Here is a 23,909-nt window from a genome sequence, read left to right on the forward strand (position 1 = left end):
AAAAGCGGCGGAAAACCCGCCGCTTGGGGGTGTCTGCTATCGTACAGCTCTTACTCGACGGAGCCGACCGTCATTTCATCGATCTGGCGGGTCAGCGTCAGGCCGATTACCGGGACCATGCGATCCTCGACCTTTACCGACACGGTGACATTCATCGTCTTGTCGTCGCGGACGCGGGCGATCATCGCGCCGTTCAGCTTGGCGCGGTTGAGGCCAACGACGACGGTGTCCTGTGTGACGGTGCCCGAGACGACATCGAGACCCTTACCGGCGGCGCCATCAAGGAATTTGCCCTTATAGCCGCCGCGCGACTGGGTGATGAGGGCGGACATCGGCTGTTTGAAGACGCCCACGCGGCAAGAGCCGTCGAGCTTGATGCCGGCGCCGCCGTCGCTTACGGCAGAACCGATGAGGTTGCAGCTAAATTTCGTGCCCTTGTATTTGCCGGCGACGATTTCGCCCGGACCTCTCCAGTTGCCCGCAACAGACTCGAAGAAAGCCTTGTCGCGTGTGGCGGCGGTTGCAGCAGGGACAACATCGGCCGCCGGAGACAATGCCGCGGCGACGAGCCCGCATACGAAGAGAACTTTGCGCGAATACATGGATTTTCCTTGGCAAACACCACCCGTTACTGGCCAGCAGTTTTGCCGAATAATGGTTAATGCTTGGTTTCCAATGCGCCGAAATGCACGGAGACGATGGACTTTCGGAAGGTTCGCCAAATTCAATTCATAGTGCCAGTGCCATGAATTTCCTGCGTTTTGCAATTCCCTCCGTTACGGAAGGCGCCCAGGTGCGAAAATGTTTACTTGCGACCGGTGCGCGGTACTACGGAGGGCGCCAGATCGCCGATGAAGTCGCCGATTCCCGGCCGCTTCAATGCGCGGAACGCAAGCGGACGGCACAGATCCATCGCAGCTATGCCGATACGGGCTGTCATCAACCCGTTGATAATGCCTTCGCCGAACCTGGCCGAGAGCTTGGAGGCAAGGCCGTGGCCCAGGACCTGTTGCACGAGGCTGTCGCCGACGGCGATCGAGCCGGTGACGGCGAGATGCGCCAGAACGTCCCGCATCAGGCGAATCATGCCAAGCGTGCCCGGCCTGCCGCCATAAAGGTCCGCCATGGCGCGGATCAGGCGCGAGGCTTCGAAAAGCACGTAGAGCAGATCGACGATCGCGCGCGGGCTGACAGCGGTGACGATCGAAACGCGCTTCGATGAATTGACGATCAGCGCTCTTGCCCGGCGGTCGAGCGGCGCCAGCAATTCGCGTTCGGCGAGTGCGACGAGATGCGGCGCGTCGATGATGTCGCCTTCGGCGGCTTTCAACGTTGCACGGCCCTTGGCGGTTTCTGGCTTTCCGGCAAGCAGGTTTGAAAGGCTCTTCACCAGGGCGCGTGCCTTTGCGGGCTTCGTCTCCAGTATGGCGGCCTCGGCCTCGGCCTTGATCGTCTGCACCGCCGCGAGGCGCATTATACCCGCCGTTTCGCGGATCACGATGGCGACGACGGCGAGGATGCCGATCGCGAGCGCCGCGAGCGCCGTGTAACCAAGCCAGTCGGCGCGGGAAAAGAGGTCGCGGATCAGACTGTCGGTCCACAGGCCGAAGGCGAGCGAAAGCAGGACGCCGAAAGCAGTTAGTGCGATCTTGGCAAAGGAGGTGCGCCGTTTGCGCGGCACTGCGACCGGCAAGGGGGCGATATCCTTGTCCGAATTGATGAAGGGGTCGTCTTCGTCCGATGTGAGGACGACTTCGCCGCCGAAGCTTGCCGGCTTGCGGGCATCCTGCTTCCTGTCCGTCTCGACGGCGCGCGGATCGTCCTCATAGGCGAAGGCCGCCGGGGTGCGGCGCGGCCGGTCCGAATCTCCAGAAGCGGGTTTGCTCATGCGAGGCGGTCTCCAAACAGAAACTGCATGGCCCGGTCGAGCCGGATATGCGGGACCGAAAGCTTGATGCCGCTGCCGGTTTCCTCGAGTTGCGGCGGCCGGAAGCGCACAATGTTTACATCCGGCAATTGGACATCGCGGCTGGCAGATTCAATGCCGTCGAACAGGCTTTCGGGGTCTTCCGGAAGGTCGCCCGGGAAGACCGCCGTCTTCCTTATGCCGTCGAAGCGTTCGCCGGCGATCGTTTCACCATCGATCGGCGTGCCGACGATCACCGGCAGATCGTGGCCGTCGCGCTTGACGGTCGCCTCCCGCGTGGCGCGCACCGAGGCAAGCGCCATGACGTCGATGCCGGCGCCTGCCATGCCGATCCGGTGGACGGCGCGCTCGACAAGGCGGCGCGTCAACGCATCGAGGCGGTCGTGGCTTTCGTGATGTAGATGATCGGCTTTCGTGGCGGCCACGAGAACGCGGTCGATCCGGCGGCCGAGGAGCGACGAAAGCAGCGAGTTCGTACCGGGACGGAAGCAGGCAAGCACATCCGTCAACGCGCGCTCCAGATCCTGGATCGCCTCCGGGCCGCGGTTCATCGCCTGCAGCGCGTCGACGAGAACGATCTGGCGGTCGAGCCGGGCAAAATGTTCGCGGAAGAAGGGTTTGACGACGACGGATTTGTAGGCCTCGTAGCGGCGCTCCATCATTGCCCAGAGCGAACCTTTGGGCGGTTTGCCTTCGGAAGGCAAAGCGAGCGGCGCGAAGGTGAGCGCGGGAGAACCTTCAAGGTCGCCGGGAAGCAGGAAGCGGCCGGGCGGCAATGTCGACAGCGAGCGCTCGTCGGCCTTGCAGGCTTTCAGGTAATCGGTGAAAGCCGTCGCGAGATCGCGCGCCTGCATCTCATCGGCGGGCGCCTTGACATCGGTGGCTCCGGTCAGTGCCAGCCAGCCGCGAGAAAGTTCCGCGCGGATGCCGCTGCGGGCGAGCGCCAGCGTCTCCTCGCTGAATGTCCGGTAGTCCTTGGCCAGCAGCGGTAGATCAAGCAGCCACTCTCCGGGATAATCGACGATATCGATCGAGAGACGGCCGGGCGAGAACAGACGGTTCCAGCCACTGGCGCTCTGATAATCCAGCGTGATGCGCAGTTCGGATATGGCGCGGGTCGAATCCGGCCAGACACGGTCCTTCACCAGCGCCCGGATATGATCCTCGTACTGGAAGCGCGGCACAGCGTCATCCGGCTGATGTTCCAGTCGCACGGCCGACACCCGGCCGGACTGAACCGGCTCGAAAAGCGGCAGGCGTCCGCCATGCAGCAGATTATGCACGAGGGACGAGATGAAGACCGTCTTACCGGACCGGGAAAGCCCGGTGACGCCGAGGCGGATAGTCGGTTTGACGAGACTCGAGGCGCGGTCTGCGAGGTTGTCGAGCGCGATACGCGCGTCGCCGGTAAGGGATGTCAAGCTTGGCGGCAAGGCGGATTTCCGATTGTCAGTGCTCAAGCATATAGGACGCGGATGCTGTCCGAAAAAGAAGCGGCGCGAAAGACGTCAGTCGTGCACGAAGTCGATAAGCTTCCACCCTGCGGACGCGCCGTCGAAATCAAGGACTGCAAGGCCCGCCGTGGGAAAGCCGTCCGGCAATGCACGGAGCAGGGCATCGTGACCGATGAGCGCTTCAAGCGTCTGCTCGGTTGTCGGGTTGTGACCGACAAGCATGACGGAGCCAACGGTCTGGCTGTCGATGATGTCGAGATAGACCTCGGGGGTGGCGTTGTAGAGTTGGTCGACGTAGCGGATGTCGAGCGACAATCCCATAGCGCGATGCACGGCGTCCGTGGTCTCGCGGCAGCGCCTCGCAGTGGAGCTTATCAAAAGCTCCGGCCGGTAGCCTTTGTCGGCTGCGCGGTCTGCCACGAGTTCCGCGTCGTCATAGCCCTTTTCATTCAAAGGCCGGTCAAAATCCCGTTCGCCGGGCTGCGCCCAGGCGGCTTCTGCATGCCGCAACAGATAGATTCGTGAGGGCGAAGGCAAGGTTGCGGCCATAGAAGATTCCACGAGCGAAGGAGCCTTTTCAGTAGCGTCCGCGGATCACCGCCGTCAACCGCATCGGCATAGCGATGGCGCAAAACAGTAAGCTCAACACGCGTTCTTGAACGGGAAGCAAAAACCAGCATTCGTAATAGCGATGCGAAAATAAACTGTTAGCTTAAAAATATGACAGATTTAAAAATCTGTTTACCTGTCGTATTTGGCTTGAACCCGCGATAGCGCTTGGGATATACACCCCGCCATATGAGATGTTCTTCAGGAGAATCGCGTTGAGTGAGAAGATCGATCTTAGCAGCTACGTTCCCTCGGAAGACGAGGAATTCATGAACGCAAACCAGCGGGCCTACTTCAGAGCCAAACTTGTTGCCTGGAGAAACGATATCCTTAGAGAAGCGCGCGAGACACTTGATCATCTCGCAGAAGAAAGCGCCAACCATCCGGACCTCGCGGACCGAGCCTCTTCCGAAACGGACCGGGCGATCGAACTTCGCGCCCGCGACCGCCAGAGAAAGCTGATTTCCAAGATCGATGCTGCATTGCAGCGGATCGAAGACGGCACCTACGGCTACTGCGAGGAAACCGGCGAGCCGATCGGCATCAAGCGTCTCGACGCTCGTCCGATCGCAACGCTGTCGATTGAGGCGCAGGAGCGCCACGAGCGGCGGGAAAAGGTTTATCGCGACGAGTGAGCTTTCAAAGTTCTTCATAGAAATTTAAGGCACCGCAGTCTGCGGTGCCTTTTTTCTTGCGGGAGCTTTCCTGCAGGCAGGGCGGCTTACTTTTCGCGATTGACGCTCATTTCGCCAAAGATGCGGGCCACTTCCTTTTGAAGGTCGGCATCGGCGCCGGTGATCGGTGCCATTTCCGGATCGCGGCGCTGCGGGTTGCCGGGCTGCGGCGGAACCGGACGGGCAGGGGCGCTCGCAGCGGGAACAATGCGCTGCGCCGCAAGCGTATTGTTCATCTCTTCCTGAAGAATGCGCTCGAAGTCGCTGGGCGCTGCCTTCGAGGGGGTGGCCGCGTCGCCCGTCACGACAGGTATGCCTTCGGCAACGGTCGGAAGGCTCTGTGCTGGCGGCGTCGAGACCTGCGGCTCCATCCGTTGCTGAGGCAGAACGCGCTGGCGCGCCGCGTCGAGGATGTCGGCGGCGCTGGCTGCCTCGATCACCGGGGCGGCAGCGGGCCGCTCCGCAGGCCTCGGAATGATCGGCGGCAAAGCAGCAGGGCTGGCGGGCTCCCGCTCGATTTTTTCCGCCACGGCCGATATTGCCGCGGACGGCGCTGCGGGCGCTTGTTCTGCGGGCGCTGCGGCAGGAGCTGTTGCTACGGGATGCAGACGCGGCTCGACGACAGGCGCGGGGGCCGGAGCCGGAGCATAGGGTTCGTGAGGTTCCGGTTCGCGCTCGAAAGCTGTGACGGGTCTTGCCGGCTCGGGCGTCGAGACGACAGGCTCCGGCCGAGGCGCCGGCGGGGCCGTGGGGGCTATGAAGGCGTGGTCGGATCCCTCATCTTTCTCCTGCAGGATGCGGCTTTCGATAACGATGTCGGTCGGACCACCGATCATGATCAGATGCTCAACGTCGTCACGGCGCACGAGCACCAGCCGACGGCGCGTATCGACGGCTGCGGCATCCAGCACCTGCAATCGCGGCTGACGGTTCTTTCCGCCGCGTACAAAGGGTGAGGGCGCTCGGCTGCGGAGGATCCACAAGATACCGATCAGGAGCACCAGCGCGATGCCGACGCCGCCCGCTGCGAGGAGGAAACGGCTGCCATAGGCGCCCATTACTTCGTCGAACATGATCTTCTACTCCGGTTGCCGCGTTCGCCATAACATGACGGCTTTTCAGCTCCTTAGGCAATAGGCAGCCTGATTGTCCAGTCATGTCCGAACGCCAGGACATGTTTCTGCGGCGCCTGGTTGTCGAAAGTGGCGCCGTTCGTTGTGAATTCAAGCATTCTTGGCTCTTCACAGTGTTTTTGCGGACGCAGCAACTTGCTAAGAAGGAACGAACGCCTGATTCCTGCTTTGTCTTGAGATTATAAGCGAATGTTGGACAGGCTCATGTGAGGAATAGATGACGACACCACGTCAGGCTGACGACTACAACGCCCCGATCGTGGACCGCGGAGGACGCTCGGGAACGGCTGTTCGCATCATTCTTCTCGCGCTTGTGCTTGTCGCAGCCGCAGGCAGCTTTGTGTACTTCAAGGATTCGCTTGAAAACGAAATGGTCCTCGGCGTGCTGGGCGTGCTGGCCATGGTCGGGATCTTCTTCCTCGTTTCCTCGGTCATCGGCTTCATCGAGGTCATGCCCCAGCGGCAATCGGATAGTCTCGCCAGGTCATTTCTCAACAGCCATCCGGACGGTTCGCTGATTACCGATGGGAAGGGCCGGATCATTTATGCCAACGCGGCCTATGGAAAACTGACCGGCGCCCGCAAACCTATCGACGTGCAGACGCTCGAAGCACTGCTTTCGCGCCACCGGGAATCGAACGAGGCGCTTTACCGTCTGTCGAACGGGCTGCGCGAGGGCAAGGAAGGCCAGGAGGAATTCCGTCTGCTGCGCAGCCTTGGCCCGGCAACGAACAATTCGGGCGCTCACTGGTACCGTCTCAAGGCGCGAACCCTGCCAACCGAGGAAGGTACCGGCAAGCCGCTGCATATCTGGCAAATCAGCGACATCACCGCCGAACGCGATGACCAGGAGCGCTTCTTCAAGGAACTGCAGAACGCGATCGATTACCTCGACCATGCGCCGGCAGGTTTCTTCTCGGCAGGGCGCAAGGGCGAAATTTTCTACCTGAACGCAACACTTGCCGAATGGCTGGGGCTCGATCTCACGAAGTTCGTGCCCGGCTCGATGACGATCGGAGATCTCGTGGCGGGCGGGGGGCTGGCACTGATCCAATCGGTGCAGGCCGAGCCCGGTCTCAAGAAAACCGATACGCTCGACCTCGACCTCAAGAAGGCGAACGGACAGAGCCTGCCCGTGCAGATCATACACAGCGTGACGTCCATGCGCGACGGCGCACCGGGCGAGAGCCGGACGATCGTGCTCAGGCGGCAATCGGGCGGCGAGAACGAGCAGTCCGCTTCTGCCGCGGCGATGCGCTTCACGCGCTTCTTCAACAACACGCCGATGGCGATCGCCTCGGTCGACGGCGACGGCCGAATCCTGCGCACGAATGCGCCATTCCTCAAGCTCTTCTCCGGCATCGTTTCGCGCGATGACGTCGAAAATGGCGCAGCGCTCGAAGTCATCCTTCAAGAAAGCGATCGACAGAGGCTGAAGGATGCCCTGGTGGCGGCAAAGGATCGCCAGGGCGATATCCCGCCGATCGACTCGCGCATGCCGAACGATGAAGCGCGTCATTTCCGCTTCTACGTTAACGCTGTCATCGACCAGAGCGACGAGGCGCCGGAAGAGGCCGCGATCGTTTATGCCGTCGAGATGACGGAGCAGAAGGCGCTGGAAGCGCAGATGGCGCAGACGCAAAAGATGAATGCGGTCGGCACGCTTGCCGGCGGAATCGCGCACGACTTCAACAACGTGCTGACGGCGATCCTGTTGTCGTCCGACCATCTGCTGCTGCAAGCGCGGCCCTCCGATGCAAGCTTTGCGGACCTGATGGAAATCAAGCGCAATGCGAACCGCGCCGCGGTTCTCGTCCGCCAGCTGCTTGCCTTCTCGCGCAAGCAGACGATGCGTCCGACGGTATTGAACCTCACGGATGTCGTCGGCGATCTGCGCATGCTGGTCGACCGGCTGTTATCCGGCACCAACGTCAAGCTCGATGTCGAATACGGCCGCGATCTCTGGCCGGTGAAGACCGACCTGTCGCAGTTCGAGCAGGTGCTGATCAATCTTTGCGTCAATGCGCGCGACGCGATGCCCGAGGGCGGCAAGCTGACGCTGCGCACCCGCAACGTGACGGCGGCGGAAGTGGCCGGTTTCAATTATTCCTACATGCCGCATGAGGACATGGTGCTGATCGAGGTGGCCGATACCGGCACCGGCATTGCGCCCGACATCATGGACAAGATATTCGAGCCCTTCTTCACGACCAAGGAGGTGGGCAAGGGCACAGGTCTCGGGCTGGCGATGGTCTACGGCATCGTCAAACAGTCCGGTGGCTATATTCAGCCGGAATCCGAAGTCGGGAAGGGAACGACCTTCCGGGTCTTCCTGCCGCGCCACGCCATCGACCCGGCTGTCGCCGCCGAGGCGGACGCTGTTGCCGCAGCCGAGGCCGGTGCGGCTTCACAAATGCCGGCCGCAGCTCAGCCGGAACAACCGGAAGATCTGACGGGCAACGCCGTCATTCTGCTCGTAGAGGACGAGGAGGCGGTGCGCCGCGGCGGCAAGCGCATGCTGGAAACGCGCGGCTACACCGTGCACGAGGCCGGCTCAGGCGTCGAAGCGCTCGACATCATGGACGAGCTGGACGGCAAGGTGGACATCGTCGTTTCTGACGTCGTCATGCCTGAAATGGACGGGCCGTCGCTGCTGCGCGAATTGCGCAAGCGGTATCCGGACCTGAAATTCATCTTCGTTTCCGGCTATGCGGAAGACGCTTTCGCCCGCAACCTGCCGCCGGACGCGAAGTTTGGGTTCCTGCCGAAGCCCTTCTCGCTGAAGCAGCTCGCCGTTGTCGTCAAGGAAACCCTGGAAGGCGAATAAGGAGGCGGCAAGCGCCTCCCGTCAAAATCTCAATCGTCGAGCGCCACGGCAATTTCTGCCGCCAGGCGGGCATTGTTCTCGACGAGCGCGATATTCGTCTGGAGGCTCCGTCCGTCGGTCAGATCGAAGATCGTGCTGAGAAGATAAGGTGTCACGGTCTTGCCGCTGATTTCGTCGCGCTCGGCGCTGTCGAGTGCCCGCTCGATATAGATCTCCATCTCCTCGCGGGGAATTTCATCTTCTTCCGGAACCGGATTGGCGATCAGCATGCCGCCCTCGATGCCAAGCTGTTCGCGGGTGATCTGGAAATTCGCGATGGCGGCCGGGCTGTTCAACGTCAGCGGGCTGCGCAGGCCCGAGGAACGGGACCAGAAGGCCGGGAACTCGGCACTCTCGTAGGTGACGACAGGAACGCCGCTGGTCTCCAGCACTTCCAGCGTCTTTGGAATATCCAGGATCGCCTTTGCGCCGGCGCAGACGACGATGACGCCGGTGCGGGCAAGCTCTTGCAGGTCGGCCGAGATGTCGAAGCTCTCTTCGGCACCGCGATGCACGCCGCCGATGCCGCCGGTCGCAAAGACCTTGATGCCGGCACGGGCAGCGGCGATCATCGTGGCAGCAACCGTCGTGGCACCGGTGCGGCGCTCGGCGATCGCGAAGGCGAGATCGGCGCGCGAGACCTTCATCACGTCCTTTTCCTTGGCGAGCTTCTCAAGCTCTTCGGGCTCCAAGCCGATATGCAGGACGCCGTGAATGACGGCAATCGTTGCCGGAACGGCACCCTGCTCACGGATTATCGCCTCGACACTGCGAGCCATTTCGATATTGCCGGGGTAGGGCATGCCGTGAGTGATGATCGTCGATTCAAGCGCCACCAGCGGCGCGCCGCGCTGCTTTGCGGCGGCAACCTCCTTGGAATAGGAGACCGGCAGGAGGGGGGAGATCGGTTTCGTCATTGTCTCTTCCGTTTCATCGATGTTGCCGCTTCAATGCAGAATTCTGGCACGCTGAACAAGGGCAAGCGTTTCCGCAAGCAGGTCCGCGGAGAGTTTTTCGTTGACGGCATAGGGCGACTGGACCGTGAGTGCAGCAGCGGCCACGCCGTGCCGCAGGGCTTCCTCGAGCGGCAGATCCTGCATCAAGGCGGAGAGGATGCCGGCTGCGAGCGAATCTCCGGCGCCCGTTACGTCGGCGATGGTCTCGACCGCCGGCGGCTGCAGGCAGAAGGTGCCACCCTCGCCGAAGGCGATCAGTTCGCGCTGCCCGCGTGTGATGACGCCGCTCTTCAGGCCGATATCACCGAGCAGTGACACCCAATCCTCCGGCTTGTCCGGGCATTGGCCGGTCAGGGCTGCGGCCTCCGCCTCGTTGAGGAAGAGATGGTCGATCCCGCTGATGCAGGGCTTCAGCTTGACTACCTTTGCCGGCGATATCGCAATCGCGGCCACGGGTACGGCGAGCGCATTGGCGCGGCTGACGATTGCCGCGATCGTCTCTTCCGGCAGGTTCGCATCGAAAAGGATGAGGTCGTTTGCGGCGAAGGCTTCGCGCACCCAGCGGATCGCCAGCCGGCGCGGGACGAAGTAACGGTAAAGCTCCATGTCCGCGAGTGCGATCACCAGGTTGCCGTCCCGCTCCAGAATGGCCGTGTAGCTCGGTGTCTTGCGATCGAGAAAGACGAACGGCCGATCATTGATGCCGGCTGCGTATGCCGCCTCCGTCACCAGCTCGCCCGCCGGATCGCCGCCGCGCGGCGAGATCATGGTGACGTCCACGCCCAGCCGTGCAAGGTTTCTCGCAGCATTGAAGCCGCCGCCGCCCGGTTCCTCGAACCAAGCGCCCGGGTTGCTGGCGCCTGGCGCCGTCTCGCCGGAAATGCGCCCGCGCCGATCGATATGCGCGCCGCCGAGAACGAGGATTCTTTTCATCGCCCTAATGCTCCCAGCCGATGGAAGAAACGAATCGTAGCAGGGCGCCGGATGCGACAGCCTTGGCGTGACGCCTCCTAAGGCGTTGCTTTGCATTGATAAAACATATATAGAACACGGGCTGTTTTACCTTTTTCTTTCAATTGTTTGGGCACCTATTGCGCGACTGGAACAAATAGGGTACAAACCAGACATTGCTCAAGCGGCTTCAATAACCTAAAGGTGGATCGGATGTCTCAAAATTCATTGCGGCTCGTAGAGGACAAATCGGTGGACAAAAGCAAGGCGCTTGAAGCGGCACTCTCACAGATTGAGCGGTCGTTCGGCAAGGGCTCGATCATGAAACTCGGCTCCAACGAGAATGTTGTCGAGATCGAAACTATTTCGACCGGTTCCCTCAGCCTCGATATCGCGCTCGGCATCGGCGGTTTGCCCAAGGGCCGCATCATCGAGATCTACGGACCGGAAAGCTCCGGCAAGACGACGCTTGCGTTGCAGACGATCGCCGAAGCGCAGAAGAAGGGCGGCATCTGCGCGTTCGTCGATGCAGAACATGCGCTTGATCCGGTCTATGCCCGCAAGCTCGGCGTCGATCTCCAGAACCTCCTGATCTCGCAGCCGGATACCGGCGAGCAGGCGCTCGAAATCACCGATACGCTGGTGCGCTCCGGCGCCGTCGATGTTCTCGTCGTCGACTCCGTTGCAGCGCTGACGCCGCGCGCCGAAATCGAGGGCGAGATGGGCGACAGCCTTCCGGGCCTTCAAGCGCGCCTGATGAGCCAGGCGCTGCGCAAGCTCACGGCGTCGATCTCCAAGTCGAACACCATGGTCATCTTCATCAACCAGATCCGCATGAAGATCGGCGTCATGTTCGGCTCGCCCGAAACGACGACAGGCGGCAACGCGCTGAAGTTCTACGCCTCCGTCCGCCTCGACATCCGTCGTATCGGCGCGGTCAAGGAGCGCGAAGAGGTTGTCGGCAACCAGACCCGCGTCAAGGTCGTCAAGAACAAGATGGCGCCTCCTTTCAAGCAGGTGGAATTCGATATCATGTATGGCGAGGGTGTCTCGAAGACCGGCGAACTGATCGATCTCGGCGTCAAGGCCGGCATTGTCGAGAAGTCCGGTGCCTGGTTCTCCTATAACAGCCAGCGCCTCGGCCAGGGCCGCGAGAATGCCAAACTGTTCATCCGCGACAACCCGGATCTCGGCCGCGAGATCGAGATGGCGCTTCGGCAGAATGCGGGGCTGATTGCTGACCGCTTCCTGCAGAATGGCGGGCCGGACGCCAACGATGGCGATACAGACACAGATATGTAATTTGCAGCTTCAGTTTTGATGTGTCGAAACCGGCCGCATTCCTTGATCAGAATGCGGCCGGTTCTCTTTGTCTGCTGGACAGTGGTTAATGCGGACGATAAAAGCCACTGGATTTGAGTTTGACCTGCCTTGGGCAGCATTGAAGGGCATAGCATGAGCGGCGTGAACGATATCCGGTCGACCTTCCTCGACTATTTCAAGACGAACGGCCACGAGATCGTGTCGTCGAGCCCGCTCGTGCCGCGCAACGACCCGACGCTGATGTTCACCAATGCCGGCATGGTACAGTTCAAGAACGTCTTCACCGGCTTGGAACAACGCCCCTACAAGACGGCATCGACGGCGCAGAAATGCGTCCGCGCCGGCGGCAAGCACAATGACCTCGACAATGTCGGCTATACCGCGCGCCACCATACCTTTTTCGAGATGCTCGGCAATTTCTCCTTCGGCGATTATTTCAAGGAACGGGCGATCGAGCTTGCCTGGAACCTGATCACCAAGGAATTCGGTCTCGACGCCAAGCGCCTGCTGGTGACCGTCTATCACACGGACGACGAAGCCTTTAAGCTCTGGAAGAAGATCGCCGGGCTTTCGGACGACAAGATCATCCGCATTCCGACCAGCGATAATTTCTGGGCGATGGGTGATACCGGCCCGTGCGGTCCCTGTTCGGAAATCTTCTACGATCACGGCGATCAGATCTGGGGCGGCCCGCCCGGCTCTCCGGAGGAAGACGGCGACCGCTTCATCGAGATCTGGAACCTCGTCTTCATGCAATATGAGCAGTTGACGAAAGAAGAGCGCGTCGACCTGCCGCGTCCTTCGATCGATACCGGCATGGGACTGGAGCGCGTGGCGGCCGTGCTGCAGGGCAAGCATGACAATTACGATATCGATCTGTTTCGCGCGCTGATCGAAGCGTCGGAGGAGGCAACGGGCGTCAGGGCCGAGGGTGAGCGCCGGGCGAGCCACCGCGTCATCGCCGACCATCTACGCTCGTCAGCGTTCCTCATTGCCGATGGCGTGCTGCCGTCGAACGAAGGCCGCGGCTACGTGCTGCGCCGCATCATGCGCCGGGCCATGCGCCATGCGCAGCTCCTGGGTGCCAAGGAACCGCTGATCTTCAAGCTGCTGCCGGCGCTCGTCCAGCAGATGGGCCGCGCCTATCCGGAACTCGCACGTGCCGAAGCACTGATCTCCGAGACGCTGAAGCTTGAGGAAACCCGTTTCCGCAAGACGCTGGAGCGCGGCCTGTCGCTGCTTTCCGACGCCACGACGACGCTCGGCAAGGGCGATATGCTCGACGGCGAGACGGCCTTCAAGCTCTATGACACCTACGGCTTCCCGCTCGACCTGACGCAGGACGCGCTGCGCGCCCGCGAAATCGGCGTCGATCTCGCCGGCTTTACCGATGCCATGGAGCGTCAGAAGGCCGAAGCCCGCTCGCATTGGGCCGGCTCGGGCGACAAGGCGACCGAGACCATCTGGTTCGAACTCAAGGAGAAGCATGGCGCGACCGAATTCCTGGGCTACGACACGGAGACCGCCGAAGGCGTCGTCCAGGCGATCGTCAGGGACGGTGCCGCCGTCACATCCGCCTCGGCCGGCGACAAGGTGCAGATCGTCGTTAACCAGACGCCGTTCTATGGCGAATCCGGCGGCCAGATGGGCGACACAGGCATCATCAGCTCGGACCATGCGAAAGTGGAGATCACCGATACGCAGAAGAAGGGCGAAGGCCTGTTCGTGCATTCAGGGACTGTTGTCGAAGGTTCGCTGAAGGCCGACGAGGCCGTCGCGCTGACCGTCGATCATGCCCGCCGGTCGCGGCTGCGCGCCAATCACTCGGCAACGCACTTGCTGCATGAGGCGCTCCGCGAAGTGCTGGGTACGCACGTGGCGCAGAAGGGTTCGCTGGTCGCACCCGAACGCCTGCGTTTCGATGTTTCGCATCCGAAGCCGATGTCCGCCGAAGAGCTCAAGGTCGTCGAGGATATGGCAAACGAGATCGTGCTGCAGAACGCGGCGGTAACGACGCGGCTAATGAGCGTGGACGATGCGATTGCCGAAGGCGCGATGGCGCTGTTCGGCGAGAAATACGGCGATGAAGTGCGCGTCGTCGCTATGGGGCAGGGCGTACGCGGCACGAAGGCCGGCAAGCCTTATTCGATCGAACTCTGCGGCGGCACGCATGTCGCCGCGACCGGTCAGATCGGGCTTGTGCGCATCCTCGGCGAAAGTGCCGTCGGCGCGGGTGTCCGCCGCATCGAGGCGGTCACCGGTGAGAACGCCCGCGAATATCTGGCCGAACAGGACGAGCGCGTGAAAGCGCTTGCTTCGTCGCTGAAGGTTCAGCCTGCCGACGTACTTTCGCGCGTCGAAGCGTTGATGGACGAGCGCCGCAAGCTCGAGCGGGAACTCGCCGATGCCAAGCGCAAGCTTGCCATGGGCGGCGGGCAGGGCGGCTCGACGGACGCGGCGCGTGAGGTTGCCGGCGTAAAATTCCTCGGCAAGGCGGTTACCGGCGTCGATCCGAAGGATCTCAAGGGCCTTGCCGATGATGGCAAATCCAGCATCGGTTCGGGCGTCGTAACGCTGATCGGCGTTTCCGACGACGGCAAGGCGAGCGCAGTCGTTGCCGTAACGTCGGACCTGACGGCGCGCTTCAGCGCCGTCGATCTTGTGCGCGTCGCATCCGCTGCCCTTGGCGGCAAGGGCGGTGGCGGCCGGCCGGACATGGCACAGGCGGGCGGCCCAGACGGCTCCAAGGCCGACGAGGCGATCGAGGCGGTGGCGGCAGCACTTGCAAGCTGACTCATCCGCCGATCAGGTTTGAAAGGCGGGGCTAGTCCTCCGCCTTGTGTGCGTGCCCCTGATCCACGCAATTCCGCAGGATTTGTCAAATCGGTTCATGGTTTTCTGCAGCCGATCGATTTGCACGAGGCTTTGACATGAATGGCGAAACGGCATGGGCACTCTATGAAAGCCGCCTGTGGCGGGTTTCGGCCTATATCCACGATCATCTCGACGAGGATCTGGATATGGAGCGCCTTGCCGAAATTGACTGCATGTCGAGCTATCACTGGCATAAGATTTATCGCGCGATTTACGGCGAGACGCTGGCGGCGACCGTCAAGCGGCTGCGGCTGCATCGTTCGGCGGGCGATATCGTCCGCACGGATCTCACCGTCGGCGAGATTGCGAAGCGATCCGGCTATCCCAATCTCCAATCCTTTAACCGCATCTTCAAGTCGGTCTACGGCATGCCGCCGGCGCGCTACCGCAAAGAGGGAAGCCATAAAGCCTTTGAATCCTCACCTGACGGAAAGACAACGCCCATGTTCGCATACGGAAGATAGAGCCGATCGAATTGATCGGCGTTCCCCATACCGGCTCCTATATGCAGATCGGCAAGGCGTTCGAGACGCTCTTCGGCGCGCTCCATGCCCGCGGCCTGGCAAAACCGGAGATGCGGATGATCGGTGTCTATTTCGACGATCCGGATATCGTGCCGGCGGAAAAGCTGCGCTCCATCGCCTGTGCGACTGGCGGGTCAAGAGCCACCGTTCGAACGGCAGACGATCGATGGCGGCGAATATGCCGTTCTGCGCCATAACGGGCCTTACGCCGATATGCATAAGGCCTATCAATGGCTCTACGCGGAATGGCTTCCGAAATCCGGCAGGCAGATCAAGGATAGCGGGATGTTCGAGGAATATCTCAACAATCCCCGCGACGTTCCGCCGACCGAGTTGCTGACGGATATCTACATGCCGCTCGCATGAAGCCTATTGCATCTTCTTCATGACTTCATCGTCCAGTGCGGTGGCTCGCCTGTAGCCTTCGCGGTTGGTCACGCGGCCAAGATAATCCGCAAAGGCCTGGCGCTTTTCGAACGTGCCGAAGCCCATACCCCAGCCGATATGCGAACCGACGTAGACATCGGCCGCCGTGAAGCGGTCGCCGGCGATATACGGCGAGGCGCTGACAGCTTTTTCGAGGGTGTCCATGACGTCGCCGAAGCTGCCGTAACCAGCCATCCTGCTTTTTTCGGCGGGTGTCACAAAGCCGAGTGCACGGTTCGTGGCAGCGGCCTCAAGTGGGCCGGCGGCGAAGAACATCCATCGGTAATAGCTGCCGCGTTCATCCGGTTTAGGAGCGAGCTCCTTTTGCGGAAAGGTATCGGCAAGATAGGCGCAGATCGCGGCGCATTCCGTGACGACCGTATCGCCATGCCGGATCGCCGGCACCTTGCCCATCGGGTTCACGGTCAGGTATTCCGGTGCCTTCATCGTGCCGCCGAAGGTCATGATTTCCGCGCGGTAGGGAACGCCGGTCTCCTCCAGCATCCAGCGGGCGATGCGGCCGCGCGACATCGGGTTCGTATAGAATACCAGTTCTTCCGCCATGTTCTCCTCCTCTTATTCCTAATTCCGGTTTAGGGTGCGCCTAAGCAAAATCAAGCCTTCCGCTCAAAGCGCCTTGCGGTACTGGATGAAGCCGGAGCGTTCGGCGATCTGGTCGTAGAGGCGCCGCGCCGTCGCATTGGTCTCATGTGTCATCCAGTAGAGGCGTCCGGCGCCATTTTTACGCGCAAGGTCGGCAACGGCCTCGATCAAGGCCGCTCCAGTTCCAAGGCCGCGCTGGTCGGCTTCGACATAGAGGTCCTGTAGATAGCAGGTCCATTGCGGCAGCCAACAGGAGCGGTGGAAGATGGCGTGCACGATGCCGGTCAGGCGACCATCGCCATCGAAGGCGCCCAGCGCGTACATCTCTTCGGCCCGGTCGTGGAAGCGGCCCCAGGTCAGGTCGGTGGTCTCCAGCGGAATAACGACTTCGTAGAAGCGCTGGTAGGCGGCCCACAGAGGCTCCCAGGCGGCGCGGTCAGACGGCTGCAGCGGGCGGATGGTCGTGGTCATTCTGATGCTCCCCATTCTGTCGCTCAAATGAAAACGGCGGGAAGAACCCGCCGTTTCGTTGTTCGATGTCTTCGGGTGCCTCAGGCGCCCATGGCTTTCTGCAGGTTGGAGTCGATCTTGTCGAGGAAGGCAGTGGTTGAGAGCCACGGCTGGTCAGGGCCGATCAGCAGCGCCAGGTCCTTGGTCATGAAACCGGCTTCGACGGTGTCCACGCAGACCTTTTCCAGCGTCGAGGCGAAGCGGGCGAGCTCGGCATTGTCGTCGAGCTTGGCGCGGTGCGCAAGGCCGCGGGTCCAGGCGAAGATCGAGGCGATCGAGTTCGTCGACGTCTCCTGGCCCTTCTGGTGCTGGCGGTAGTGGCGGGTGACCGTGCCGTGTGCGGCTTCGGCTTCGACCGTCTTGCCGTCCGGCGTGAGCAGAACCGAGGTCATCAGGCCGAGCGAACCGAAGCCCTGGGCAACGGTGTCGGACTGGACGTCGCCATCATAGTTCTTGCACGCCCAGACGTAGCCGCCGGACCACTTCAGCGCCGAAGCGACCATGTCGTCGATCAGGCGGTGCTCGTAGGTAATGCCGGCTTCCTTGAACTGATCCTTGAACTCGGTCTCGTAGACTTCCTCGAAGATATCCTTGAATCGGCCGTCATAGGCCTTGAGGATGGTGTTCTTCGTCGAGAGGTAGACCGGCCACTTGCGCATCAGGCCGTACATCATCGAGGCGCGGGCGAATTCGCGGATCGATTCATCGAGGTTGTACATGGCCATGGCAACGCCGGCGCCCGGCGCGTTGAAGACTTCCCTCTCGATGACCTGGCCGTCTTCGCCGACGAACTTGATGGTGAGCTTACCCTTGCCCGGGAACTTGAAGTCGGTTGCGCGGTACTGGTCGCCGAAGGCGTGACGGCCGACGACGATCGGCTTGGTCCAGCCCGGAACGAGGCGCGGAACGTTCTTGCAGATGATCGGTTCGCGGAAGATGACGCCGCCCAGGATGTTGCGGATCGTGCCGTTCGGGCTCTTCCACATTTCCTTGAGGCTGAATTCCTTCACGCGGGCTTCGTCCGGCGTGATCGTCGCGCACTTGATGCCGACGCCGTATTTCTTGATGGCGTTGGCGGCGTCCACCGTGACCTGATCGTTGGTCGCGTCGCGGTTTTCGACCGACAGATCGTAGTAGTCGATGTCGAGGTCGAGATACGGATGGATCAGCTTATCCTTGATGAGCTGCCAAATGATGCGAGTCATTTCATCGCCGTCGAGATCGGCGACGGGATTGGCGACCTTGATCTTCTTCATGTATCTGCCTCGTAAGCTGGATGGGGACGCACGTCCCGGGTGAGTGACGAAAAAATCCCGAGCGCTATAGCATTGCGAGCCGGGAACGCAAAGCCGCAAGCGCCGTTCAAAGCGCATTTTGGCGTGCCTTTGCCAAGTCTGAAGATTCGGCTAGTGTCCGTCGCCATTGCCTTTCGAACCGGATGTTTCATCATGAAGACGATCGCGCTTCTGTTTCTCGCCTTTGCTGGTCTTCCGACAGTCTGCGATGGAGCGGAGATTCCGGCGCCGGTGCGGGAAATCATGGATGCGACCGTCAAGAACTGGTCGGGCAATGACACCGAATGGATCGACATCTTCGGCCCCGGAAAGCTCGACAAACTCTACAGCAAGGATTTTGTCGCGAAGTATCACGAGGCTGAGAAGCACCCGGCGATGGAGGACGGCATCTCGCCCTTCGACTACGACGTGATCGTCAATGCCCAGGACGCATGCCCGCTCCAAGACCTGACGCTGACACCTCAGGCGGCTGCGGACGGCAAAAAGGAGGTCGTCGTCAGCTTCCGCAAAATGGCCTGCAGCGATGGCCCGGAGGCGCAGACGATCTCGACCGTGCGTTTCGAGATGGTCACTGACGGCGGCAAGCCCCTGATCGACGACATCGTGATGGAGAGTGCCGAGACAAAGGAAATGCGCTCGCTGAAGGCGGAAATGGTGACCATCGCCAAGGGCGAGTGAAGGCGACGTCCGATTTGATCGGCGGTACTCCGGACAGGTCTATCCTGCGGCATGGGCCTTGCCGTTTCGGTTATGCAAAGCTATTCCCCGCATGAAAGCAAGGACAGCAATTCATGGCGGGCACGAACAGCGAGCGTAAACTTTTAACCGAAGGACCGGTCATCATTCTGGTCGAGCCGCAGATGGGCGAGAATATCGGCATGGTGGCGCGCGCGATGGCGAATTTCGGCCTTGCCGAACTGCGCCTCGTCAATCCGCGCGACGGTTGGCCGAACGAAAAGGCACAGGCCGCCGCCTCGAAGGCCGATCACGTCGTCGAAGGCACTAAGGTTTTCGAGACGCTGGAGCAGGCGGTCGCCGACCTCAATTTCGTCTATGCGACGACGGCGCGCGAACGCGATGGCTTCAAGCCGGTGCGTTCCCCGGTGGTAGCCGCCGAAACGCTGCGGGCGAAATTTCGCTCGGGCGAGGGCACTGGCATCCTTTTCGGCCGTGAACGCTGGGGCCTGACCAACGAGGAAGTAGCGCTCGCCGACGAGATCGTGACCTTCCCGGTCAATCCCGCCTTTGCCTCGTTGAACATCGCGCAGGCTGTGCTTCTGATGTCCTACGAGTGGATGAAATCCGGCATGGAGGATAAAGGTGCCGTGCCGTTCCAGGCGACGTCGCAGACGCAATCGACGAAGGAGCAGCTCTTCGGCCTTTTTGACCAGTTGGAAGAGGCGCTAGAGGCACGCAATTATTTCCATCCTGCCGGGAAAAAGCCGAAAATGGTGGACAATCTGCGTGCAGTCCTTTCCCGCCGCGCCTTCACGGAACAGGAAATCAGCGTGCTGCGCGGTGTGATATCCTCCCTTGACCGCTTCTCGCGCAAGTATCCGCGCGGAAGCCGGCCGCCTGCAGACGCCAAGGAATAGCCAAAAGATGACATCAGCGGCGAATGAGCTGAAACCGGTCTTGATCTTCGATTCCGGCATCGGGGGGCTGACTGTGCTGCGCGAAGCGCGCGTGCTGATGCCGGAACGCGGCTTCATCTACATCGCCGACGATGCGGGATTTCCTTATGGGGGCTGGGAAGAGCAGGCGCTGAAGGAGCGTATCATCACGCTCTTTGGCAAACTGCTCGGGGAATACGATCCGGAAGTCTGCGTCATCGCCTGCAATACGGCATTCACTCTGGCCGGTGCCGATCTGCGCGCCGCCTTTCCGCAGAAGACCTTCGTCGGTACGGTGCCTGCGATCAAGCCCGCCGCCGAGCGGACGCGCTCCGGCCTCGTCTCCGTGCTTGCCACGCCCGGCACGGTTAAACGCGCCTATACGCGGGATCTGATCCAGTCCTTCGCGCAGCAATGCCACGTACGCCTGGTGGGCTCGGAAAACCTGGCGCGCATGGCGGAGGCCTATATCCGCGGTGATGCCGTCTCGGACGAGGCCATCATGACGGAAATCGACCAATGCTTCGTCGAAAAGGACGGCCGCAAGACGGACATCGTCGTTCTTGCCTGCACGCATTATCCCTTCATGGCGAACCTTTTCCGGAGGCTGGCGCCATGGCCCGTGGATTGGCTTGATCCGGCGGAGGCAATCGCTCGGCGGGCGCGCAGCCTTGTGCCGCAGGTGGCCGATGGCGTTCACCCCGACAATTTCGACTTTGCGGTCTTCACCTCTGGCAATCCGGATTTCGCCACAACGCGCTTGATGCAAGGCTTCGGGCTGACAGTCAGGTGACGCTTCTGGTGCTCAATCGTGATAGGATACTGTGCACGATCGGATCAACGTCAAAGGTGGCGTGCAATGGCGACGGGCGATGACTTGCGGCGCATCGCGCTATCACTTGAGGGTACGGTTGTGGCCCCGCATTTCGACCGAATGGCATTCAAGGTCGCGCGAATCTACGTCACACTCGCCGCCGACGGCCGGACGGCAAACTTCAATTTCACGCCCGACGAACAGCAATTCAACTGCATGATGTTGCCGGATGCCTTCTCGCCGGTGCCGAATGCCTGGGGCAGGCGGGGCTGGACGGCCACCGATCTGTCGCGGCTGGGCGAGGAGGATCTCGAGAATGCATTGCGCATGGCGTGGGCGCATGCGCAGCCTGGGAAGCCGGCCCGGCGATGAACGCCAGACCGCGTAGGCGGAATATCCGCATTCGCTGTGGGTTTTGCAAACGCGTGGGCGAAATGCCTGGAAATCTTTGATATACGGAAGCGCGCCGTTTCAGGACAATGGCGCTTCGCATCATTGAGTCTCATCTGAATAGGTCATTGCATTGCAGGTTGGTATCGATATGGGAATGGCGTCAGGGAACACCCCGGCGACGCTCGATATCGAGGAGCTACTGGCGACCCGTCTTCTCGTCCAGGGCAATTCCGGCTCCGGCAAGTCGCATCTGCTGCGACGGCTGCTTGAACAGTCCGCGCAGTGGGTCCAGCAGGTCATCATCGATCCGGAAGGCGACTTCGTCACGCTCAGCGACCGATTCGGCCATGTTGTCGTCGATGGCGAACGGACCGAGGCTGAGCTTGCGGGCATTGCCAACCGTATCCGCCAGCATCGCGTCTCCTGCGTCCTGACGCTGGAAGGTCTCGACATCGAGCAGCAGATGCGGGCTGCGGCCGCCTTTCTCAACGGTATGTTCGATGCCGATCGCGAATACTGGTACCCAGTGCTCGTCGTCGTCGACGAGGCACAGATGTTTGCCCCGTCGGTCGGTGGCGATGTTTCCGAAGACGCCCGCAAGATGTCGCTGGGCGCCATGACGAATCTGATGTGCCGCGGCCGCAAACGCGGGCTGGCGGGCGTGATCGCCACGCAGCGCCTCGCGAAACTTGCCAAGAACGTTGCGGCGGAAGCCTCGAACTTCCTGATGGGCCGCACCTTCCTCGACATCGACATGGCGCGTGCCGCCGACCTTCTGGGCATGGACCGGCGCCAGGCCGAAATGTTCCGCGATCTGAAGCGTGGTAACTTCGTGGCCCTCGGTCCGGCCCTGTCGCGCCGTCCGCTGCCGATCCAGATCGGCGCCGTGGAAACCTCAGCGCGCTCGTCGAGCCCGAAGCTCATGCCGCTGCCGAATGCGCCGCGGGATGTCGAGGATCTGATCTTCACGCCTGACCCTGAGGAGTTCCAGCGGCCAATCATGCGCCGAACGGCTCCGGCGCCACGGCCGACGACGGACATTCTGGCAGAACTTTCGCGCTCCGCGCCCGCTGCGACGGCAACGCCGGCCGAGCCGCGTGCAAACCATCCGGATCTCTCCACGGAGGAGCGCGAGGAACGGCTTTCGGCCGTGCTTTTGGAAATTCTCGACGATCCGGCTTCGGGTTTCCGGACGGATTCGGTACTCTATCAGGAATTCCTGGTGCGGCTGCGCATGCGCCGCGTGCCCGGACCGCCGATGTCGCTGCCGGAGTTCCGCCGGCACGTGGCAATCTCGCGGTCGGGCGTCGATGCCGCAACGGCCGGCACGGAAGCCTGGACGACGGCGCTGTCGCTTTCAACCGGCGTGACCGACGATCTGCAGGGCGTGTTCTTGATGCTGGCCAAGGCCGCGGTCTGCGGCGAGCCTTGCCCCTCCGACGCCCGGATAGCGCGCGCCTACGGCACGCATTCGGCTCGCCGGGCCAGGCGTCTCCTCGGCTATTTCGAGGAGCAGGGTACGATCGTCGTGCACACTGATTTCGCGGGCAAACGCATTGTGGCTTTCCCAGATATGAACTGCCAGACTGCGCCAGGCGATGCGAATGCGCCTGATGATGCCCGACAAGCGGCCGAGTAATGCGCCAGTCAAGCTTCAATCAGATTGAGGGCCTCGGCACCGCCGATGACGGCATCGGTCTGATGCGTCGGTCGAACGTTGCAAGGTAGCCGCCATATCGGGGCAATCCTAACAGAATGTATCTGTTATCTGTCGCGACGACAGTAAGCGATTTGGTCTGAAAAGCGGCTGTCCAAAGACTGACCGCCTCAGGCCAAAACTCATATCTCGGATGAAATTCTAGTTCGGCTGGCATTTTCACAACATCAGCGGAGAATTCGCACCGTTAGCGTGATTGGCAATCATTCTTATGAGGCCATTTTCTGTCATTGCACATGTGCCAACCAACCTGAGAATTTTCGAGCCACCGATGTGCGGCATTGTGATGTTCGCGATAGCGATCAACGGGCAGCTGAGCACAGCGATAAACGCGATATCCCTCAACGCGCTCCGCTGTTGACATTTTCACGACGAGCCCCTAAAGACCGCGTGAGCACCGGGCAGCAATGTCCGGTGTTTCATTTGACATGTCCCGTGGATTTATCCTGTTCGCGTAATGGGATAGTCCTGTCGGGCTTTCGGAAGAAAGCCAAAGGAGGGCGTGTTTCCTTCGCGCGGTTTGGTAACAAACCGTCCTAACACTCTGAAAGGAAATACGATGAGCAAGCGCGAATCGTCCAAGTACAAGATTGACCGCCGTATGGGCGAAAACATCTGGGGCCGTCCTAAATCCCCGGTGAACCGCCGCGAATACGGCCCGGGCCAGCATGGTCAGCGCCGCAAGGGCAAGCTTTCCGACTTCGGTGTGCAGCTGCGCGCCAAGCAGAAGCTGAAGGGTTACTACGGCGACCTGCGCGAGAAGCAGTTCCGTGCGATCTTCGACGAAGCCAACCGCCGCAAGGGTGACACCTCGGAAAACCTGATCGGTCTTCTGGAGTCCCGTCTGGACGCGATCGTCTATCGCGCCAAGTTCGTTCCGACCGTTTTCGCTGCCCGCCAGTTCGTGAACCACGGCCACGTGACCGTGAACGGCGTCCGCGTCAACATCGGTTCCTACCGTTGCAAGGCCGGCGACGTCATCGAAGTTCGCCAGAAGTCGAAGCAGCTCGTAACCGTTCTGGAATCCATCGGCCTCGCTGAGCGCGACGTTCCGGAATACATCGAAGTTGATCACAACAAGATGGTTGCGACCTTCGCACGCGTTCCTTCGCTGTCCGACGTTCCGTATCCGGTCGTCATGGAGCCGCATCTGGTGGTCGAATTCTATTCGCGTTAATCAACGCGAGGCGTTTTCGCATACGGAAAAGCCGCCTCCTGGGCGGCTTTTTTGTTCTCTGGAGAGAAGC

General features: G+C 61.3%; 21 protein-coding genes and 1 pseudogene. 12 read left to right on the forward strand and 10 right to left on the reverse strand.

What is annotated here, in order from left to right; translation table 11 throughout:
* Nucleotides 1-50: 50 nt before the first annotated feature.
* From A3C3_RS0113825 to A3C3_RS0113840, 4 genes are all read right to left on the reverse strand, one after another.
* A complete protein-coding gene (locus A3C3_RS0113825) occupies nt 51-602 on the reverse strand; it encodes a hypothetical protein (RefSeq protein ID WP_022715203.1) in 552 nt (183 codons plus the stop codon).
* Between the two features lie 203 nt (nt 603-805).
* Nucleotides 806-1,888, reverse strand: coding sequence for a YcjF family protein (locus A3C3_RS0113830; protein WP_022715204.1), 1,083 nt, complete (start codon nt 1,886-1,888; stop codon nt 806-808).
* Nucleotides 1,885-3,360 carry a YcjX family GTP-binding protein gene (locus tag A3C3_RS0113835; protein WP_022715205.1) on the reverse strand — a complete coding sequence of 492 codons (1,476 nt, stop codon included), beginning with the start codon at nt 3,358-3,360 and terminating at the stop codon, nt 1,885-1,887. The genes A3C3_RS0113830 and A3C3_RS0113835 overlap by 4 nt, the downstream gene beginning before the upstream one ends.
* A gap of 75 nt (nt 3,361-3,435) precedes the next feature.
* The gene (locus A3C3_RS0113840) at nt 3,436-3,930 is read right to left on the reverse strand and encodes a SixA phosphatase family protein (protein ID WP_022715206.1); all 495 of its coding nucleotides are present in this window, start codon (nt 3,928-3,930) and stop codon (nt 3,436-3,438) included.
* 275 nt (nt 3,931-4,205) lie between these two features.
* Here A3C3_RS0113840 and dksA point away from each other — a divergent pair, with 275 nt between their 5' ends.
* Nucleotides 4,206-4,625, forward strand: coding sequence for an RNA polymerase-binding protein DksA (gene dksA, locus A3C3_RS0113845; RefSeq protein WP_028739636.1), 420 nt, complete (start codon nt 4,206-4,208; stop codon nt 4,623-4,625).
* Nucleotides 4,626-4,711: 86 nt separating this feature from the next.
* Here the strand turns inward: dksA and A3C3_RS0113850 are convergent, their stop codons facing one another.
* A complete protein-coding gene (locus A3C3_RS0113850; RefSeq protein ID WP_022715208.1) occupies nt 4,712-5,737 on the reverse strand; it encodes a flagellar biosynthetic protein FliO in 1,026 nt (341 codons plus the stop codon).
* A 277-nt stretch (nt 5,738-6,014) separates the two neighbouring features.
* Between A3C3_RS0113850 and cckA the strand changes: the two genes are divergently transcribed.
* Nucleotides 6,015-8,624: a cell cycle histidine kinase CckA gene (cckA, locus tag A3C3_RS0113860; protein ID WP_022715210.1), complete on the forward strand. Its 2,610-nt coding sequence runs from the start codon at nt 6,015-6,017 to the stop codon at nt 8,622-8,624.
* A 29-nt stretch (nt 8,625-8,653) separates the two neighbouring features.
* Here cckA and A3C3_RS0113865 read toward each other — a convergent pair whose 3' ends face one another.
* Together A3C3_RS0113865 and A3C3_RS0113870 are read right to left on the reverse strand one after the other, a co-directional pair.
* Complete coding sequence (locus A3C3_RS0113865; protein ID WP_022715211.1) at nt 8,654-9,580, reverse strand: pseudouridine-5'-phosphate glycosidase; 927 nt, start codon at nt 9,578-9,580, stop codon at nt 8,654-8,656.
* A 30-nt stretch (nt 9,581-9,610) separates the two neighbouring features.
* The gene (locus A3C3_RS0113870; protein WP_022715212.1) at nt 9,611-10,552 is read right to left on the reverse strand and encodes a carbohydrate kinase family protein; all 942 of its coding nucleotides are present in this window, start codon (nt 10,550-10,552) and stop codon (nt 9,611-9,613) included.
* A gap of 231 nt (nt 10,553-10,783) precedes the next feature.
* Here A3C3_RS0113870 and recA point away from each other — a divergent pair, with 231 nt between their 5' ends.
* From recA to A3C3_RS47005, 4 genes and pseudogenes are all read left to right on the forward strand, one after another.
* Entirely contained in the window at nt 10,784-11,872 is a 1,089-nt protein-coding gene (gene recA / locus A3C3_RS0113875; RefSeq protein ID WP_028739637.1) for a recombinase RecA, read from the forward strand.
* A 153-nt stretch (nt 11,873-12,025) separates the two neighbouring features.
* Nucleotides 12,026-14,686: an alanine--tRNA ligase gene (gene alaS, locus A3C3_RS0113880; protein WP_022715214.1), complete on the forward strand. Its 2,661-nt coding sequence runs from the start codon at nt 12,026-12,028 to the stop codon at nt 14,684-14,686.
* Between the two features lie 137 nt (nt 14,687-14,823).
* Nucleotides 14,824-15,231 (forward strand): helix-turn-helix transcriptional regulator, encoded by a 408-nt coding sequence (locus A3C3_RS47000; RefSeq protein ID WP_233450631.1) that lies wholly within the window; start codon nt 14,824-14,826, stop codon nt 15,229-15,231.
* Between the two features lie 41 nt (nt 15,232-15,272).
* Nucleotides 15,273-15,657: pseudogene (locus A3C3_RS47005) on the forward strand (AraC family transcriptional regulator).
* Nucleotides 15,658-15,660: 3 nt separating this feature from the next.
* On the opposite strand, the gene A3C3_RS0113890 reads toward A3C3_RS47005, so the two are convergent.
* The 3 genes from A3C3_RS0113890 to A3C3_RS0113900 form a co-directional block, all read right to left on the reverse strand.
* Complete coding sequence (locus tag A3C3_RS0113890) at nt 15,661-16,281, reverse strand: glutathione S-transferase family protein (protein ID WP_022715215.1); 621 nt, start codon at nt 16,279-16,281, stop codon at nt 15,661-15,663.
* A 63-nt stretch (nt 16,282-16,344) separates the two neighbouring features.
* A complete protein-coding gene (locus A3C3_RS0113895; RefSeq protein ID WP_022715216.1) occupies nt 16,345-16,791 on the reverse strand; it encodes a GNAT family N-acetyltransferase in 447 nt (148 codons plus the stop codon).
* Nucleotides 16,792-16,871: 80 nt separating this feature from the next.
* Nucleotides 16,872-18,086, reverse strand: coding sequence for an NADP-dependent isocitrate dehydrogenase (locus A3C3_RS0113900; RefSeq protein WP_028739638.1), 1,215 nt, complete (start codon nt 18,084-18,086; stop codon nt 16,872-16,874).
* 192 nt (nt 18,087-18,278) lie between these two features.
* Between A3C3_RS0113900 and A3C3_RS0113905 the strand changes: the two genes are divergently transcribed.
* The 6 genes from A3C3_RS0113905 to rpsD all read left to right on the forward strand — a co-directional run bounded on the left by A3C3_RS0113905 (nt 18,279) and on the right by rpsD (nt 23,839).
* Nucleotides 18,279-18,803, forward strand: a complete 525-nt coding sequence (locus A3C3_RS0113905) for a hypothetical protein (RefSeq protein ID WP_028739639.1) — start codon at nt 18,279-18,281, stop codon at nt 18,801-18,803.
* 113 nt (nt 18,804-18,916) lie between these two features.
* Nucleotides 18,917-19,720: an RNA methyltransferase gene (locus A3C3_RS0113910; protein ID WP_022715219.1), complete on the forward strand. Its 804-nt coding sequence runs from the start codon at nt 18,917-18,919 to the stop codon at nt 19,718-19,720.
* 7 nt (nt 19,721-19,727) lie between these two features.
* Complete coding sequence (gene murI, locus A3C3_RS0113915; RefSeq protein WP_022715220.1) at nt 19,728-20,531, forward strand: glutamate racemase; 804 nt, start codon at nt 19,728-19,730, stop codon at nt 20,529-20,531.
* Nucleotides 20,532-20,597: 66 nt separating this feature from the next.
* Nucleotides 20,598-20,924: an MmcQ/YjbR family DNA-binding protein gene (locus A3C3_RS0113920; RefSeq protein WP_022715221.1), complete on the forward strand. Its 327-nt coding sequence runs from the start codon at nt 20,598-20,600 to the stop codon at nt 20,922-20,924.
* Between the two features lie 151 nt (nt 20,925-21,075).
* A complete protein-coding gene (locus A3C3_RS0113925; protein WP_022715222.1) occupies nt 21,076-22,584 on the forward strand; it encodes an ATP-binding protein in 1,509 nt (502 codons plus the stop codon).
* Between the two features lie 637 nt (nt 22,585-23,221).
* The gene (rpsD, locus tag A3C3_RS0113940) at nt 23,222-23,839 is read left to right on the forward strand and encodes a 30S ribosomal protein S4 (RefSeq protein WP_022715225.1); all 618 of its coding nucleotides are present in this window, start codon (nt 23,222-23,224) and stop codon (nt 23,837-23,839) included.
* Nucleotides 23,840-23,909: the final 70 nt, after the last annotated feature.

The sequence above is a fragment of the Rhizobium mongolense USDA 1844 genome (assembly GCF_000419765.1).
GTDB lineage: Bacteria > Pseudomonadota > Alphaproteobacteria > Rhizobiales > Rhizobiaceae > Rhizobium > Rhizobium mongolense.

Excerpts from the sequence above, each read along its gene's own strand:
- murI (WP_022715220.1), top strand. The coding sequence starts at position 19,728 with ATGACATCAGCGGCGAATGAGCTGAAACCGGTCTTGATCTTCGATTCC.
- A3C3_RS0113840 (WP_022715206.1), bottom strand. The coding sequence starts at position 3,930 with ATGGCCGCAACCTTGCCTTCGCCCTCACGAATCTATCTGTTGCGGCAT.
- A3C3_RS0113900 (WP_028739638.1), bottom strand. The coding sequence starts at position 18,086 with ATGAAGAAGATCAAGGTCGCCAATCCCGTCGCCGATCTCGACGGCGAT.
- A3C3_RS0113825 (WP_022715203.1), bottom strand. The coding sequence starts at position 602 with ATGTATTCGCGCAAAGTTCTCTTCGTATGCGGGCTCGTCGCCGCGGCA.
- A3C3_RS0113920 (WP_022715221.1), top strand. The coding sequence starts at position 20,598 with ATGGCGACGGGCGATGACTTGCGGCGCATCGCGCTATCACTTGAGGGT.
- A3C3_RS0113870 (WP_022715212.1), bottom strand. The coding sequence starts at position 10,552 with ATGAAAAGAATCCTCGTTCTCGGCGGCGCGCATATCGATCGGCGCGGG.
- A3C3_RS0113895 (WP_022715216.1), bottom strand. The coding sequence starts at position 16,791 with ATGACCACGACCATCCGCCCGCTGCAGCCGTCTGACCGCGCCGCCTGG.
- A3C3_RS0113905 (WP_028739639.1), top strand. The coding sequence starts at position 18,279 with ATGAAGACGATCGCGCTTCTGTTTCTCGCCTTTGCTGGTCTTCCGACA.
- cckA (WP_022715210.1), top strand. The coding sequence starts at position 6,015 with ATGACGACACCACGTCAGGCTGACGACTACAACGCCCCGATCGTGGAC.
- A3C3_RS0113910 (WP_022715219.1), top strand. The coding sequence starts at position 18,917 with ATGGCGGGCACGAACAGCGAGCGTAAACTTTTAACCGAAGGACCGGTC.
- alaS (WP_022715214.1), top strand. The coding sequence starts at position 12,026 with ATGAGCGGCGTGAACGATATCCGGTCGACCTTCCTCGACTATTTCAAG.
- A3C3_RS0113830 (WP_022715204.1), bottom strand. The coding sequence starts at position 1,888 with ATGAGCAAACCCGCTTCTGGAGATTCGGACCGGCCGCGCCGCACCCCG.
- A3C3_RS0113890 (WP_022715215.1), bottom strand. The coding sequence starts at position 16,281 with ATGGCGGAAGAACTGGTATTCTATACGAACCCGATGTCGCGCGGCCGC.
- A3C3_RS0113850 (WP_022715208.1), bottom strand. The coding sequence starts at position 5,737 with ATGTTCGACGAAGTAATGGGCGCCTATGGCAGCCGTTTCCTCCTCGCA.
- rpsD (WP_022715225.1), top strand. The coding sequence starts at position 23,222 with ATGAGCAAGCGCGAATCGTCCAAGTACAAGATTGACCGCCGTATGGGC.
- recA (WP_028739637.1), top strand. The coding sequence starts at position 10,784 with ATGTCTCAAAATTCATTGCGGCTCGTAGAGGACAAATCGGTGGACAAA.
- A3C3_RS47000 (WP_233450631.1), top strand. The coding sequence starts at position 14,824 with ATGAATGGCGAAACGGCATGGGCACTCTATGAAAGCCGCCTGTGGCGG.
- A3C3_RS0113865 (WP_022715211.1), bottom strand. The coding sequence starts at position 9,580 with ATGACGAAACCGATCTCCCCCCTCCTGCCGGTCTCCTATTCCAAGGAG.